We start from the raw sequence: 12,585 nt of genomic DNA, 5'->3' as shown, positions 1-12,585 counted from the left end.
TGGCTTGCGGCTACCCAACCCGGGGCAACAACGCTGTTCAGCCCAGTGCGACGCCCAGTTCCTCGGCGAACACCTTGATCATGTGCTGGACGGCGATTTCGTTGCGCCCGATGATCATGTGGTCGTGCTGGCCGTGCCGGACGCCCTCGCCGCACTGGGGCAGCATGGCGAAGTCTTCGTCGCGCACGGCCGCATGCACCCCTTCGAAGACCGTGTCGTAGGCCGCTCTCATCTCGTCGTCGGCGGCCGGGATGCGGCCCATCCAGCTGTGCCGGACCGTGCAGCGGGTCGGTTCACCCGCGGGCAGCATGTCGATGATCTCCACGCCCACCGGGCTGTTGGCCAGGATCAGGTTGGGATACACCCAATAGATCACGCCCATGTTCGTCGAGGGGTCCAGCGACGCTGTGGGGTCGGTGTCCGCGTTGGTGATCCAGGTGAACGGAAATCCGATGCGGTGATGCTTGCCGAATTCGTCGTACACCATCGTGTTGGCCAGGGTGTTCTGCCCGATGAGGCTCTGGCCGTGCACGTACGGGAAGTGGTAGCCCTCGGCGAACGCTTCCAGGGCGCCCTTCCAGGACACCTCGGACGTGAATTCGCGCTGCGTGTGATAGCCGTACGACTGGTAGTTCCACAGCGCCAGTTCGTTCCCGAAGTCTCCCAGGTGCGAGTCCAGGTCGATGGTGGCGCCGGCGGTCAGCACCGCCCAGATGAACCCGTGCCGCTCCTCGGAGGGCAACTCGACCAGGCCATAGTCCTTGGTGTCCATCGAATCAAAGCCGGCCTTGCCCGGGACGGTGAACAGTTCGCCGGTGTTGCGGTAGGTCCAGGCGTGATACGGGCAGACGAACCGCGAGGCGTTGCCCGAGCCGCAGGCAGGCATCGCGCCGCGGTGCCGGCAGTAGTTGAGCAAGACGTGGCTGGCGCCGCTGCGGTCGCGGGTGACCAGCAGCGAGTCACCCAGCACCGAGCGCACCACGTAGTCGTTCTTGTTCGGCACCTGCGCCGACGGGACGACGGCCAACGGCACCCGGCGCAGGATCTGCGATTCCTCGATCTCGGTGATCTTGGGATCGCGATAGTAGTGCAGCGGCACCCGCAGCTCACGTTCGGCCAGATCGGTCGTCTTGTCCCGGGCGTGACGCAGGCCCCGCCGGGTCAGCGTCTCATCGGTGCCACTCACCGGCTTGTCGATCGTCGTCACCCTGCTCTCCTTCGGCCCCGTCTTCCCGGACCATACAATCATTATCGTTTGTATTGTCAAGATCGGCGGCCGGGGTGTGCGACGATCACGCCATGCGCCGACACGGCTGGTCGGGTGACATCCCGGCCGACGACGATGAGGCGGTCGCACGCATCCTGGGCGCGACCCGCAGCGCCATCGACGCGCGCGGAACGGTAAGCGTCTCCGAGGTCGCGTCGACGCTCGGAGTGACGCGGCAGACGATTTACCGGTACTTCCCCACCCACGAGGCACTGCTGGGCGCGACGGCGCTGTCCGCCGTCGACAGGTTCCTGGACCGCCTTGCGGCGCATCTGGGTTCGATCACCGACCCCACCGAGGCGGTGGTCGAGGGCATCGCCTACACCTTCGAGCAACTCGCGCACGACAAGTACCTGAGCCTTGTGTTCCAGCCCGGCAAGGCCAGCGCCTTCACCACAGGAGTCACCTCCGACATGGCCATTTCGTTCGGCCGGTCGATCCTGCGGCGATTCGACGTCGATTGGGCCGCAGCGGGATTCGCCGAACGTCGGCTCGACGAACTGGTCGAGATCATGCTGCGCACCCTGCAGTCACTGATTGTCGACCCGGGCCGTCCACCACGCACCGGACGCGAGCTGCGACAGTTCCTCGAAGACTGGATCGCGCCGTCGGTGCGCGCCCACGCCGCCGTCGAGCGGTGAGCCGCCCCAGGGCTACCTTCCCGTGAAACGCGGTTCACGTTTGGCGGCGAAGGCGGCAAGCCCTTCCTTGGCGTCCTCGGAGCGGACCACCTCGACGACGAACCGCTGCTCGATGCGTCGCGCGTCTTCCTCGTCGATCCAGCCGCTGTTGATCACCGACGCCTTCGCGTTGCGAACGGCCAAGGGGCCATTGGCCACAACGCGAGCCGCGATCTCGCGGGCCTTGATCAACGCCTGGCCCGTCGGCACCACATGACCCACCAGGCCGAAGTGGTAGGCCTCGGCGGCCGTCAGCGGGTCGCCCGTCAGGATCATCTCCATGGCCTTGGTGTAGGGGATCTGACGCTTGAGCCGGACGGTCGAGCCGGCACCGGCGATCAGCCCCCATTTGGCTTCCGGCAGGCCGAACACCGCCTGTTCCTCGGCGATCCGAATGTCGGTCTGCTGCAACATTTCACAGCCACCGCCAAGACACGGCCCGTTGACCGCGGCGATCAACGGCTTGGTCAAGGAGCGGCTCAACAACAGGCCTTCGGTGATCACGCTGCCACGCGACTTGCCCTGGGCCGCTGTGTTATCCGCCTTCGGTCCGCGAGTCATCCACCCATCGGCGAGGTCGCCGCCCACGCAGTAGGACGATCCCGCGCCGGTGAGAATGGCAGCACGGATGCCGTCGTCGGCGTCGATCTCGTCCCACGCCTCGGCCAGCAATGTGATCATCGCCGGCGTCAGCGCGTTGCGCCGCCGTGGATTGTTCATGGTCAGCACGACGACGCTGCCGTCGCGCTCCATCTTCAACTGCGGTTCTTCGCCCTGCGATTCGTCGGCCACATCAGCTCCTGTCTATGCAACGCAGGCTATCCATGTTCGCCCGGTTTTCGACAGTGTTGACGAGGACCGCGTCCGATGCCGCGGCCAGCGTTAGGCGCTCGATCCCGCATACCACCGGGTGAGACAACGTTGTTTCTGAGGCGTTTTGGCGCCGGTTCGACTGCACGACAAGGTGTTTGCGGTGCGTTTGAGGCGAAAGCGAGTACAGTAACTCCGATGGCTGTCGTCTCGTCGAATGAGCGGATGGTTGCCGGCGTCGCCGCCGCGGTCGTCTCGCTCGGCGTGGCCCAGCTGGTGGGTGTCCCGTTCGGAGCGCGTGCCGATGCGCGTGCTGCGATCGGCTCAGTGGTCGTCGACCTGACGCCGGGACCCATCAAGGAATGGGCGATTCAGGCCCTGGGCTCCCTGGACAAGCCCTTCCTAGCCGTCGTCGTGATCGTCGTGATCGCTACCATCGCGGCAATCGCCGGGAGCCTAGAGACTCAGCGCCGCCCATTCGGCAGCGTCGTGATCGCCACAGCGGGCGTCCTCGGATGCATCGCGGTGCTATCGCGACAGGGCGCGACGGTACTCGACACGATCCCCACCGTCGCGGGGGCCATCTGCGGCGTAGTGGTCCTTCGCTCGCTCACGCGTCGGTTTTGGCCCGGCCCGCGAGAGCCGGAAACCACACTTGACCACGACGACCCGGATGCCGGCAGGCGCAGATTGGTCGTGCTCGGGCTACTCGGACTCGGGATAGCCAGTGGTGTGGTCGGTGCGGTCATCACACGGTTTGTCCATTCGGTGGCCGCCGACCGCAACACCTTCACACTTCCCCGACCTCGATCACCGGCGCCACCGATACCTGCTGACGTGCAACCGAACGGCGTTGCGCTACCGAGATTTATCACCCCCAGCGCCGACTTTTACCGGGTGGACACCGCACTCAGTCTTCCCCAACTCAGCCACGGCGACTGGCGGCTGCGCATCCACGGCATGGTGGACCACGAAGCCACCTACAGCTTCGACGAGCTCCTCGGCTTTGACGCCGTCGAAATGGTGACGACGTTGACCTGCGTGTCGAATCCCGTTGGGGGAAACCTGATTTCGACGGGCGTCTGGACAGGCTATCGGGTGGCTGATCTGCTGGCGCCCACCCGTGTACACGCGGACGCCGATATGGTGCTGTCGACATCGATCGACGGGTTCACTGCGGGCACACCAGTGGAGGCGCTCACCGATGGCAGCGACGCGCTCCTCGCGGTCGGCCTCAACGGCCAGCCGCTACCGATCGAGCATGGCTATCCCGCCCGGCTGGTAGTGCCGGGGCTCTACGGGTACGTGTCGGCCACCAAATGGGTCGTCGAGCTCGAGCTGACCCGTTTCGACAGAGCCAAGGCGTACTGGACGCGTCAGGGCTGGGCACCGCGCGCGCCCATCAAGACCGAGTCGCGCATCGACGTGCCGAAAGCTGGTCAGATAACGCCGATGGGACCGGTGGTCTTTGGCGGGGTCGCGTGGGCCCAGAATCGTGGGGTGCGGGGCGTGGAGGTCCGCATCGGCGACGGCTCGTGGCAGCCCGCCGAATTGGGCGCGAGTTATTCCAATCAGACGTGGCGATTGTGGAGCTTCCCCTGGCAAGCGAAAACACGAGGGAGACATAGTATTACGGTGCGCGCTACGGACAACACCGGAGCTACCCAGACCGCAGATCGGGTTGGTACCGTGCCCGACGGAGCCACCGGCTGGCACACGGTGGACTTCACCGTGGCGGAGACGTGAAGCCTATTTCGAGGTAAGTTTCCGCCAACTGAACACCGCAATCACGATGCCGATGACCACGGTGACCGGACCAATGATGGACCAGGTTGTGGTGTTGCTCATCGGACTGCCGCCAAGCACTCCGAATCCCTGCAGCGCCCAGATCAGACCGAATGCCGCGACAAGCAACCCGACGGCGAATGCGACGACGAAAGTCTTGCTCATATAGGAATGCTAGGTGCCCGGGGCGGGGAGGTCGCGCCCGACCCGGCAGACCTCGCGCGGGCGTGCCGGGCGGAACGCCCGCTGAGATCCCGTACGGCCTGAACTGATCCGTCAGACTGCCTCGTCCTCGACGTCTGCCACTGAATGGGTAATGCGCGGATGCAGATGTCGCAGTAGCTCCTCACCGGAGAACGGCAGGCGATCGGCCTCCCCCAGGGAATCAGGCTGCGCGGCCGAGGATTCGTAGACCAATCGTGTGTTTCTCGGTGCCCTCGGCTCCCGCACCGCCTTACGCTTCTTCAGACGCATCAGTTCGGGATGCATCTTCTTCCGCTGTGAGGGAGGAACCAGCGCACCACGGTTGAGGGCCCTCATTCCGAGCTTGTCCGCGACCTCCCGGACCTGCCAAGTCTTTAACCGGTAGCGCCAAGCGATTTGCGAAATCGTGTACCACCCCCGTGGCATCCGCCAGACCCAGGCCGCGACTGTAATCACCGTCAAGACAATCGCCAGGGTCGCTTCAGGGCGGAACAGCTTTCCGGAGAAGTTGACTGCCGCGATCCCGACTACCAGCATGACGACGAGGGCTGACACGAAGAAAATCTGAGTCGGGCTCACGCCGCCTCCTTGCGTTCCATCGCGAGTATGTCCAACGGTCTCAGAACCGACCTGCGGTGAAACCGCGACACGCCGTAGCGTCACCTGCTCGAGACCGCCTCTGGCTCGTCCGGGAGGTCAACGGTCGACACTTATGCTGAGGCTGGAGAACTTCAGTGGTAGGAGCCAAGGTGTCGGCTGGCCGTGTGTACGGCGGAGCAACGGGTGAACAGCGGATCGCCGAGCGGCGGCGGAAGTTGATCGAGGCCGGCATGAACCTATTCGGTTCTGCGGGTTCCGGATCGGTTCGGGTCAAAGATGTGGTCGTTGAAGCCGGGCTGACCGAGCGGTATTTCTACGAGAGCTTCAGCGATCTGGACGCGTTGTTCGACGCGGTACTCGAGCTCGCCGACGACACGGTTGAGAGTGCCGTGAACGCCGCAGTCGTCGAGGCGCCTGATGACGACATTTCGCGGATGACGACCGTACTGCGAACAACCGCCGACACACTGGCCGGCGACCCCCGCATGATCCGAATCATCTTCGTCGAGGCACTCGGTAAAGGAGGACGGGCCGGGGCTCGCCGAAATGAGATCCCATTACGCGCCGCCCAGAACTTCTACCGGTGGTCAGGAACCCACGCGGGCGATTTCGAGAGCAGCTCCCTAGAGACCCGGACGAAGACTTTCGCCTTCACCGGGGCCGCCTCGGAACTCTTGATCTCATGGGCCGAAGGGCTTCTGGACATGACCGCGGGTCAGCTCGCGGACTTCCTGGTCGGGCTGTACTGGCGAATCAATCTGCCCTGATGATCGCGGCGAAAGACGGGTCTCGGCGGTCCCGTCAGTGACGCCGACCGCGCCGCGTGGGGCCTGCGAATGACGATGCGAACGAGTCGCGCTACCCCCTCTACCGTTCGATGCGGACGGGGGCGTGCCTGTGCAGGAAGGCGAGCTGGTCGGCAACGACGGTCGAGAATAGTGGTTCCACGTAGGGGTCGAAGTGGCCGCAGTCGTAAGTGTGCACGGTCGGCTCTGCCATCTTGTGCGCAGCTTTCAGGGCGACGTGTGTGGGGTCACCGCGTCGTGCTCGGCTATTTGGACGAGTGCAGGGCAGGCGATGCCGCCGGCATGCCGCCCTGGTGAGTATGTGCCGACACGCAGCACGATGCGAGCGGCCACCGTGGTCGGGTAGGCGTCGGGGGCGAGTCCCGAGTCGGCGATCAGCCGCTCCATGCCGGCCAAGGCGTCCGGTGAGGTCATGACGGCGGTTTCCCCTGTTGCGCCGGCGGAGTTGACGTAAACCGGCGTTCGGTGCGACCACGCTCGGAGTTGGTCTCTCAGGCCGTGTGGGGCGAGTCGCAGGCTTGCCCGGACGCCGGTGGCGCGGACGGCGGCGGGGCCGCTGATGTGTGGCACCTGGGCGATGATCGCCGCTAACGGCTCGCCGGTGCCGGCAAGTGTGATGACGTGACCACCGGCGAAGGAAGTTCCCCAGGCGATCACGCGGTCCGGATCGGTTCCTGGCAGTTCGCGTGCGAATTTCAAGGCCGCTCGCCAGTCGGCATGCTGTGCCTTGATGTCCAGAAGTTGACGGGGCTGGCCCTCACTGTCACCGAAGCCGCGATAGTCAAAGGCGACGACGACATAACCGGCAGCGGCGAATCGTTCGGCGTAGGCGTAAAGCCGCAAGGCGCGGACGGCCCCGAATCCGTGCGCCATCACGATCACCGGTCGCGGCGTCGCATCTGAGCCGGTAGGGCGGTATACGCGTGCGGCGCACCGGACCCCGCCGGAAGTGAAGGACTCCTCGGTGGTGGCGAAGGATTGATTGGGCGTCACGGTCACAACAACTCCATCGGTGCTATTCGTCGGCGGGCTGGCGGTCGGCGGGTGCGTCGGCCTCATACCTCGAGCTACCGCTGTTCTTGTATGTCGTACAAGAAACCTAACAAGCTTCTTGTATGCCAGTCAAGATAAGCTGACGCGGTGCCCCGAAATCGGCGACCGCAGGATCCGCAGGAGAAGCGGGCCGAGATCCTCGCGGTCGCTGAGCGGTTGTTCACCGATGCCGGGTACGACCACGCCTCGATGGGACAACTGGCGTCGGCCGCCGGGGTAACACCGACCACGATCTACTGGTATTTCGAGGACAAAGATGCCCTTCTGGTCGGGGTGCTTGAACAAATCGTGGCCAACGCGGTCACGGAATTCGCCACACTGGCCGAGACGGCACTCACCGAGCGCGTGCTGTGGGTCGTCCAACGCTTGGAGCGCTACCACAAATTGGTGACGGTCGTGCACTCGCGAACCGCCGTATCCCCCCGAATCGACGCATGGCACAACGGGTTCCATCTTCTCGTCGAAGGAATGCTGGCTCATGGCCTGCGCGAAGCCGGCTTCGCGGAGGCAGGAATTGCCGCCAGGACCACGCTCGGGGTGTTCGCTGTGGAGGGACTGCTGACGCATCAGCTCGACGAAGCGGATAAACGTGCTCTCATCGAGCTCGTGACGGACAACCAGCCGAAACCGAGCCTGAACTCGTGACTGCGGGCCGGCTCCGTTCGGCCCGAGGACCGATCCAGACCCACGCGTTGACCAGCGCTAAACGTTGTGGAGCTAAGGGGAATCGAACCCCTGACCTACTCGATGCGAAACCATTGGGAACCAGATCGGCCAAGACCGGCGTCTGAACAGTTGATCGACTCGTCGAGCCTGGACTTGTGACGTATCCCACGTTTACGCCCGAGCGAGAATCCAGTTATTTGCTGGTGAGAATCGAGTTCTTCATCTACGGTGGCGGGCGTGCCTCAAGAAGAGCGGGCACAGATCGACGCGGTCGAACGTCGTCTTGTCCAGAAGTACGCGGAACTTCCGCACGATCACGTGGCGGCGGTAGTCCAGCATGTGTATGCGGGGTTCAACAAAAGCAAACTGCGCGACTACGTTCCATTGCTGGTTGAACGCCGCGCCAGGGAAGAACTGGCCAGGTCAACGGCGGTTGCCGAGGTCCCGACACCCGCCGTGACCGGCAGCGAGACCGTTGCTGTGCGTGATCAGCGCACGGACTGGCGCCCGGCCACTTGGACGTGGCTAGGTGCGCGTTTCGCAGCTCAGTACCTTTTTCGAGGAGCCAACGAGGGGTAGCGTTTTCGCCGTTCGAGGAAACGAACAGGGAGAACTGCCATGGCAGCCAAGTTCGAGATCAGCAAGGACAAATCCGGCAAGTATCGGTTCCACCTCAAAGCAGCCAACGGCGAGATCATCGCCGCCAGCCAGGGCTATGAGACCAACGAAAGTGCCCATAAAGGCATCGAGTCGGTCAAGACAAGTGCTCCCGCCGCGAAGGTCGTAGACCTGACCGGACGGGAGCCCGCGCACAACTAGCGTCCATCGCCGTTCATCGTCGTACGCCACGCATACGCTGCGCGTGGCGCAGGTAGCAGTGTGGCACTCCCCCAAGGACTTTCGGTCCTCGCTCACGAACGGCCGCGTCCACTCGGGCGCAGACGTCCCTCTGTTGAACCGGGGAAACCGACGTGCCTGGGCAATTACTAACCGGAACGATTTTGCAGACATAAACGGTTCAGGAAGCAGCTCCTCCGAGCAGGCGTAATCGGGCCGCTGCTACCACTGCCTCGGCTTCTGCGATTACTGCTTCTGCCACCAATGCCCTGGCTTCTATCTCGGCTTCTGCCGCCTCGGCCTCTGCGGCCTCGACCCCTGCTGCCTCGGCGCGGCAAGCCGCGGCTCCGCGTGTCACGGCCAGTGCGTAAACCAACACCCCGGCGCAGGCTACGACGGAAACCACCGGCCCCGCTGCGGCGGTCACGATGAACGCAAAGGAAAAGCTCAAGACACTGAGCCAAATCAGCCTTCTCATCATCATGGACGTTAAGTCGGCTGGTACCGCAATTACGTTACCCAGGACCCGCTGGCGGGCCGCCCCTGCTCTCGTCGGGGCGGCCCGATTCTGTCGGACGGCCGACGTTGAATGACCGTCCGTGACCAGACCGGAACTGCTCGAGCACCTGGACGGACTCCGCCGCGTCAAAGACTTCTCCATCGACGAGGATTCCGCGGTGCGGGTGGTCGTCCGCTTCTCCGATCCCAACCGAAGCTGCGCCGAAAAGCTGCGGTAACGTTCCCCGGAGTGGCGTAACGCCAACTGCCGACGTACGCGTGATCCCGCCCGCCACACAACAGTTTCGATGAATCCGTCGGCCCACTGCATCGGAAGACCATATTCGAAGTGCCTACTGCCACCAGCGAGCCGTCACTAGCCTGGTTGCTTCAACCTCTCGCCGTAGAGACCTTTGTTGACCAGATCTGGGGGATAACGCACTACCACGTTAAGCGCTCGTGCGCGGGCTACTTCGATAGCCTGCTGCAGGCGTCGTCGGCGGTTGAGGAACTCTTGGAGCTTTTTCGGCGGGACCCATCGACGGTTCACCTGCTGAGAGGAAAACACAGGAAGAGTGGCTCCGACAGCTACCAGCTTGCTGATGGCAGTCTGGACCTTGCCGGCATCCGCAACGACTTTGCCGATGGCTACACCATCGTGATGGGAGGCGTCGAGCGCTACGTGCGCACGATTGCGTCGTTGGCCCACTCCATCGAGGTCGAGCTGAACTTCCCGATACAGATCAACGCCTACATCACCCCGCCCGCAACACAAGGGCTCGTTCCCCACTACGACGACCACGACGTGATGATCCTGCAGATCCAGGGCTCCAAGATCTGGCATTTGTACGACGCCCCCGAGGTCCCGCCGCGCGAACTGCAACCCGAGAAGGACAAGACGGTTGTCATCGACAACCTCCCGTTGCTAACCGACTTGCGCCTCGAAGTCGGTGACGCGCTGTACCTGCCACGCGGCAAAGTTCATGCAGCCGAGACAAATTCAGAGGCATCCGCCCATCTGACCGTCGGATTCCACCCACCCACCATGCTTCAGCTCGCCATCGCGGCGCTTAAATCGCAGCGATTCCACGACGACCGTCTGAATGCCTATCCGCCTCCGCGGTATCTCGATGACCCTAGTGTGCAGGCAAGCCTGGGCGTGCTCCTACGTGACGCTGTCAAAGCGGTTGAGGACCCGAGCGCCATCGCGAGAGGTCTCGACACATTGGCGGGTGCCCTGGTCCGCCGCGGCCGATGCCCACCAATCCCACCCAGCGCGTCGAAAGCAGCCCGAATCGACGGACAAACACTAGTAAGGAAGTATCAACCGCTCTATTCGCGGGTGAAAGCAGCTGCCGACGGTGTTTCGCTGCACTTTGCCAGTTTGTCGGTGCGCGCCGGTGCCGACCACAAAGCCGCGATGCAGTTCATCTCGAAAAGCGCCGAGCCGTTCCGGATTTGCGATCTTCCCGGACTGAGTGCGCACCAGCAGGTCGAGCTAGCCCGGTCGCTGATCGTAATCGGATTCCTCGTCCGACTGTCCGACAACTGATAGCCCGGTGCAAACTAGGTGCATCACTAGCTAGAAGCACTCTCACCAACTGGAAGGGTTGTTGCCGGAGTGAACCACGGGACCGGAACCTGATCCCACTACTTGTCGGAGTCCTCGGACTTGTCCGACTTGTCGGAGTTGCTCAGGACGGCTTCACGGTATAGGTCCACGATCCGGACGCAGGGTCACCGTCGTCGGACGTCACATACCAGTTGACCGTGTAAAGCCCGGGCGGTGCGTCGGGCCGCATCGCCCCGCTGTACTGGGCACCGCTCCCTTGGGTCGAGCCTCGGTGCCGTTCCCGGCCGCGCTCGCCGAGGAGCGTGTCGGCGGGCGCCTACGTGAAGGCGGTCCAGCGAATGCTCGCGCACGCGAAAGCGTCTATGCCGCTTGACGTTTACGCCGACCTATTTGACGAGGATTTGGACCACGTCGCGACCAACCTCGACGCGGCGATCCGATCTGCTGCGGACCGACTGCTAACTGGACCATCCAAAACAACGGCGCCAGCTAATGCAAATACAAGCGCTTAGCTGGGTTTCTCGCGTGGAGCTAAGGGGAATCGAACCCCTGACCTACTCGATGCGAACGAGTCGCGCTACCAACTGCGCCATAGCCCCTGACCGCTAGCAGGCTACCAGCCGCGGCACCAACTACCGAACTGCCAGCACTATTCGCCGACGGCGCGTGGCAAGTCCCGCGGCCAACCGAAGGTCCGCATCGCCATCGCGTAGTCCAGGTGCTCGAAGACGGGATCCTCGTCGTCGATTTCCAGGACCACCGCGCCGGGGCGTCGCAGCCGCGACGGGACCACGTCGTAGTCGCGGTCGTAGGCGTTCTCCACGCCGAGCCGCGCCCGCGCCACCCGCTTCATCCGGCGGTTGCGCACCTTCTCCTCGATGCGGGTCTGGCGCCGCAGGTAGCCCAGGTACAGCAGGGTGATCGCGGTGGCGGTGCCGCACACCCACCAGGCGGTCGGCGAGATCTTGAAGGCCGCGGTGGCCGAGCCGATCAAAACGACCGCCATCACCATCAGGACCTTTTTGCGGAAGGCGTACTTGCGGGCGCTGACCGCGGCGGCGGTCTTGTTGTCGAACCGGCGCCGCCGCGAGGCGTTGCGCGGCATCGGCGCCGGCGCCTCCTCGTCGGCGTCGTCAGCCTCGGCGGCGGGCTCCAGACCGGACGAGTCCTCGACGTACTCGTAGCTGTCCTCGTCCTTGTCCTCCTCGTCGCGTTTGGCGACGGCCTCGGTGTCCGCCTCATCGTCTTCGATCGGCTCGATGTCGGCCGTCTCCGGCTCGGCGGCAGAATCGCTGGCCCCCACCGGAAGTACGTGGGAATCCTCGACCACATCGACGTCGACGTAGTCGGGCTCAGCGGGCTCGGCGGGCTCGGCGACGGCCATCCTCATCACGACCGGGCGCCGGCGGCTCGGCTCGTCGGTATCGGCGTCGTCGTCCGCCTCGTGGTCGCGGTCTTCATCCTCGGAGAAGTCGCGCTCCTCGTCGAGATCGGTCTCGGCCGACTCTTCCGGCGGCGTCCAGTTTGGGTCGCTGCGATGCCCGGCGGCCGGACCGCTGCGCTTGATCAGCCGGGAGTTGCCCCCGCCGTTGAGCACCCGGGTCGCCAAGGCCACGTCGCTGGTGCGCCGCACTGCGTCGCGCTTGCTGACGAGCATCGGCACCAAGACGAACAGCCACAGCACCACGAGCGATATCCACAACAATGACTGCGGGATGCTTGGCATGATGACCTGCTCTCTTCGGTGTCCATCCCCCGCGCAGCCCATTGGTGGCCAACGCGACCGGGTGGTACTGAACAGGACAA

13 protein-coding genes, 1 tRNA gene and 2 pseudogenes are annotated in these 12,585 nt (G+C 64.1%); 8 read left to right on the top strand and 8 right to left on the bottom strand.

Annotation, left to right across the window (positions count from 1 at the left end):
• Positions 1-37: 37 nt before the first annotated feature.
• Positions 38-1,249 carry an aromatic ring-hydroxylating oxygenase subunit alpha gene (locus MTY59_RS14530; protein ID WP_415822710.1) on the bottom strand — a complete coding sequence of 404 codons (1,212 nt, stop codon included), beginning with the start codon at positions 1,247-1,249 and terminating at the stop codon, positions 38-40.
• Positions 1,250-1,299: 50 nt separating this feature from the next.
• On the opposite strand from MTY59_RS14530, the gene MTY59_RS14525 reads away from it, so the two are divergent.
• Positions 1,300-1,908: a TetR/AcrR family transcriptional regulator gene (locus MTY59_RS14525; RefSeq protein WP_221046448.1), complete on the top strand. Its 609-nt coding sequence runs from the start codon at positions 1,300-1,302 to the stop codon at positions 1,906-1,908.
• Positions 1,909-1,920: 12 nt separating this feature from the next.
• On the opposite strand, the gene MTY59_RS14520 is transcribed toward MTY59_RS14525, so the two are convergent.
• Positions 1,921-2,700, bottom strand: a complete 780-nt coding sequence (locus tag MTY59_RS14520; RefSeq protein ID WP_221046447.1) for an enoyl-CoA hydratase-related protein — start codon at positions 2,698-2,700, stop codon at positions 1,921-1,923.
• A gap of 255 nt (positions 2,701-2,955) precedes the next feature.
• On the opposite strand from MTY59_RS14520, the gene MTY59_RS14515 reads away from it, so the two are divergent.
• Positions 2,956-4,503 carry a molybdopterin-dependent oxidoreductase gene (locus MTY59_RS14515; RefSeq protein WP_250160570.1) on the top strand — a complete coding sequence of 516 codons (1,548 nt, stop codon included), beginning with the start codon at positions 2,956-2,958 and terminating at the stop codon, positions 4,501-4,503.
• 3 nt (positions 4,504-4,506) lie between these two features.
• Here the strand turns inward: MTY59_RS14515 and MTY59_RS14510 are convergent, their stop codons facing one another.
• Both MTY59_RS14510 and MTY59_RS14505 read right to left on the bottom strand, forming a co-directional pair.
• Positions 4,507-4,707 (bottom strand): hypothetical protein, encoded by a 201-nt coding sequence (locus tag MTY59_RS14510; RefSeq protein WP_221041766.1) that lies wholly within the window; start codon positions 4,705-4,707, stop codon positions 4,507-4,509.
• Positions 4,708-4,818: 111 nt separating this feature from the next.
• The gene (locus MTY59_RS14505) at positions 4,819-5,325 is read right to left on the bottom strand and encodes a formate dehydrogenase (RefSeq protein WP_250160569.1); all 507 of its coding nucleotides are present in this window, start codon (positions 5,323-5,325) and stop codon (positions 4,819-4,821) included.
• A gap of 170 nt (positions 5,326-5,495) precedes the next feature.
• Here MTY59_RS14505 and MTY59_RS14500 point away from each other — a divergent pair, with 170 nt between their 5' ends.
• Positions 5,496-6,113, top strand: coding sequence for a TetR/AcrR family transcriptional regulator (locus MTY59_RS14500; protein WP_250160568.1), 618 nt, complete (start codon positions 5,496-5,498; stop codon positions 6,111-6,113).
• A 100-nt stretch (positions 6,114-6,213) separates the two neighbouring features.
• Here MTY59_RS14500 and MTY59_RS14495 read toward each other — a convergent pair.
• Positions 6,214-7,151 (bottom strand): annotated as a pseudogene (locus MTY59_RS14495) (alpha/beta hydrolase).
• Between the two features lie 141 nt (positions 7,152-7,292).
• On the opposite strand from MTY59_RS14495, the gene MTY59_RS14490 reads away from it, so the two are divergent.
• The 5 genes from MTY59_RS14490 to MTY59_RS14470 all read left to right on the top strand — a co-directional run bounded on the left by MTY59_RS14490 (position 7,293) and on the right by MTY59_RS14470 (position 10,758).
• Positions 7,293-7,850, top strand: a complete 558-nt coding sequence (locus tag MTY59_RS14490; RefSeq protein ID WP_221041765.1) for a TetR/AcrR family transcriptional regulator — start codon at positions 7,293-7,295, stop codon at positions 7,848-7,850.
• Between the two features lie 258 nt (positions 7,851-8,108).
• Positions 8,109-8,450, top strand: coding sequence for a three-helix bundle dimerization domain-containing protein (locus tag MTY59_RS14485; protein WP_221041764.1), 342 nt, complete (start codon positions 8,109-8,111; stop codon positions 8,448-8,450).
• A 39-nt stretch (positions 8,451-8,489) separates the two neighbouring features.
• The gene (locus MTY59_RS14480; protein ID WP_221041763.1) at positions 8,490-8,690 is read left to right on the top strand and encodes a YegP family protein; all 201 of its coding nucleotides are present in this window, start codon (positions 8,490-8,492) and stop codon (positions 8,688-8,690) included.
• Positions 8,691-9,307: 617 nt separating this feature from the next.
• A complete protein-coding gene (locus MTY59_RS14475) occupies positions 9,308-9,445 on the top strand; it encodes a hypothetical protein (protein WP_221041762.1) in 138 nt (45 codons plus the stop codon).
• 110 nt (positions 9,446-9,555) lie between these two features.
• Positions 9,556-10,758, top strand: coding sequence for a cupin domain-containing protein (locus MTY59_RS14470; protein ID WP_221041761.1), 1,203 nt, complete (start codon positions 9,556-9,558; stop codon positions 10,756-10,758).
• Between the two features lie 142 nt (positions 10,759-10,900).
• Here the strand turns inward: MTY59_RS14470 and MTY59_RS27950 are convergent.
• The 3 genes and pseudogenes from MTY59_RS27950 to sepX form a co-directional block, all read right to left on the bottom strand.
• Positions 10,901-11,020 (bottom strand): annotated as a pseudogene (locus tag MTY59_RS27950) (copper resistance protein CopC); the annotation flags it as partial.
• Between the two features lie 285 nt (positions 11,021-11,305).
• Positions 11,306-11,378 (bottom strand) — tRNA-Ala (locus MTY59_RS14460).
• 50 nt (positions 11,379-11,428) lie between these two features.
• A complete protein-coding gene (gene sepX, locus MTY59_RS14455; protein WP_221041759.1) occupies positions 11,429-12,505 on the bottom strand; it encodes a divisome protein SepX/GlpR in 1,077 nt (358 codons plus the stop codon).
• Positions 12,506-12,585 lie beyond the last annotated feature (80 nt).

The organism is Mycobacterium senriense (assembly GCF_019668465.1).
GTDB classification, from domain to species: domain Bacteria; phylum Actinomycetota; class Actinomycetes; order Mycobacteriales; family Mycobacteriaceae; genus Mycobacterium; species Mycobacterium senriense.
This window is presented reverse-complemented; position numbering and strand designations above follow the sequence as displayed.

Bases quoted from the DNA above. Each gene is read 5' to 3' on its own strand.
- MTY59_RS14510 (WP_221041766.1), bottom strand. From the start codon at position 4,707: ATGAGCAAGACTTTCGTCGTCGCATTCGCCGTCGGGTTGCTTGTCGCG.
- MTY59_RS14480 (WP_221041763.1), top strand. From the start codon at position 8,490: ATGGCAGCCAAGTTCGAGATCAGCAAGGACAAATCCGGCAAGTATCGG.
- MTY59_RS14525 (WP_221046448.1), top strand. From the start codon at position 1,300: ATGCGCCGACACGGCTGGTCGGGTGACATCCCGGCCGACGACGATGAG.
- MTY59_RS14530 (WP_415822710.1), bottom strand. From the start codon at position 1,249: ATGATTGTATGGTCCGGGAAGACGGGGCCGAAGGAGAGCAGGGTGACG.
- sepX (WP_221041759.1), bottom strand. From the start codon at position 12,505: ATGCCAAGCATCCCGCAGTCATTGTTGTGGATATCGCTCGTGGTGCTG.
- MTY59_RS14520 (WP_221046447.1), bottom strand. From the start codon at position 2,700: ATGGAGCGCGACGGCAGCGTCGTCGTGCTGACCATGAACAATCCACGG.
- MTY59_RS14515 (WP_250160570.1), top strand. From the start codon at position 2,956: ATGGCTGTCGTCTCGTCGAATGAGCGGATGGTTGCCGGCGTCGCCGCC.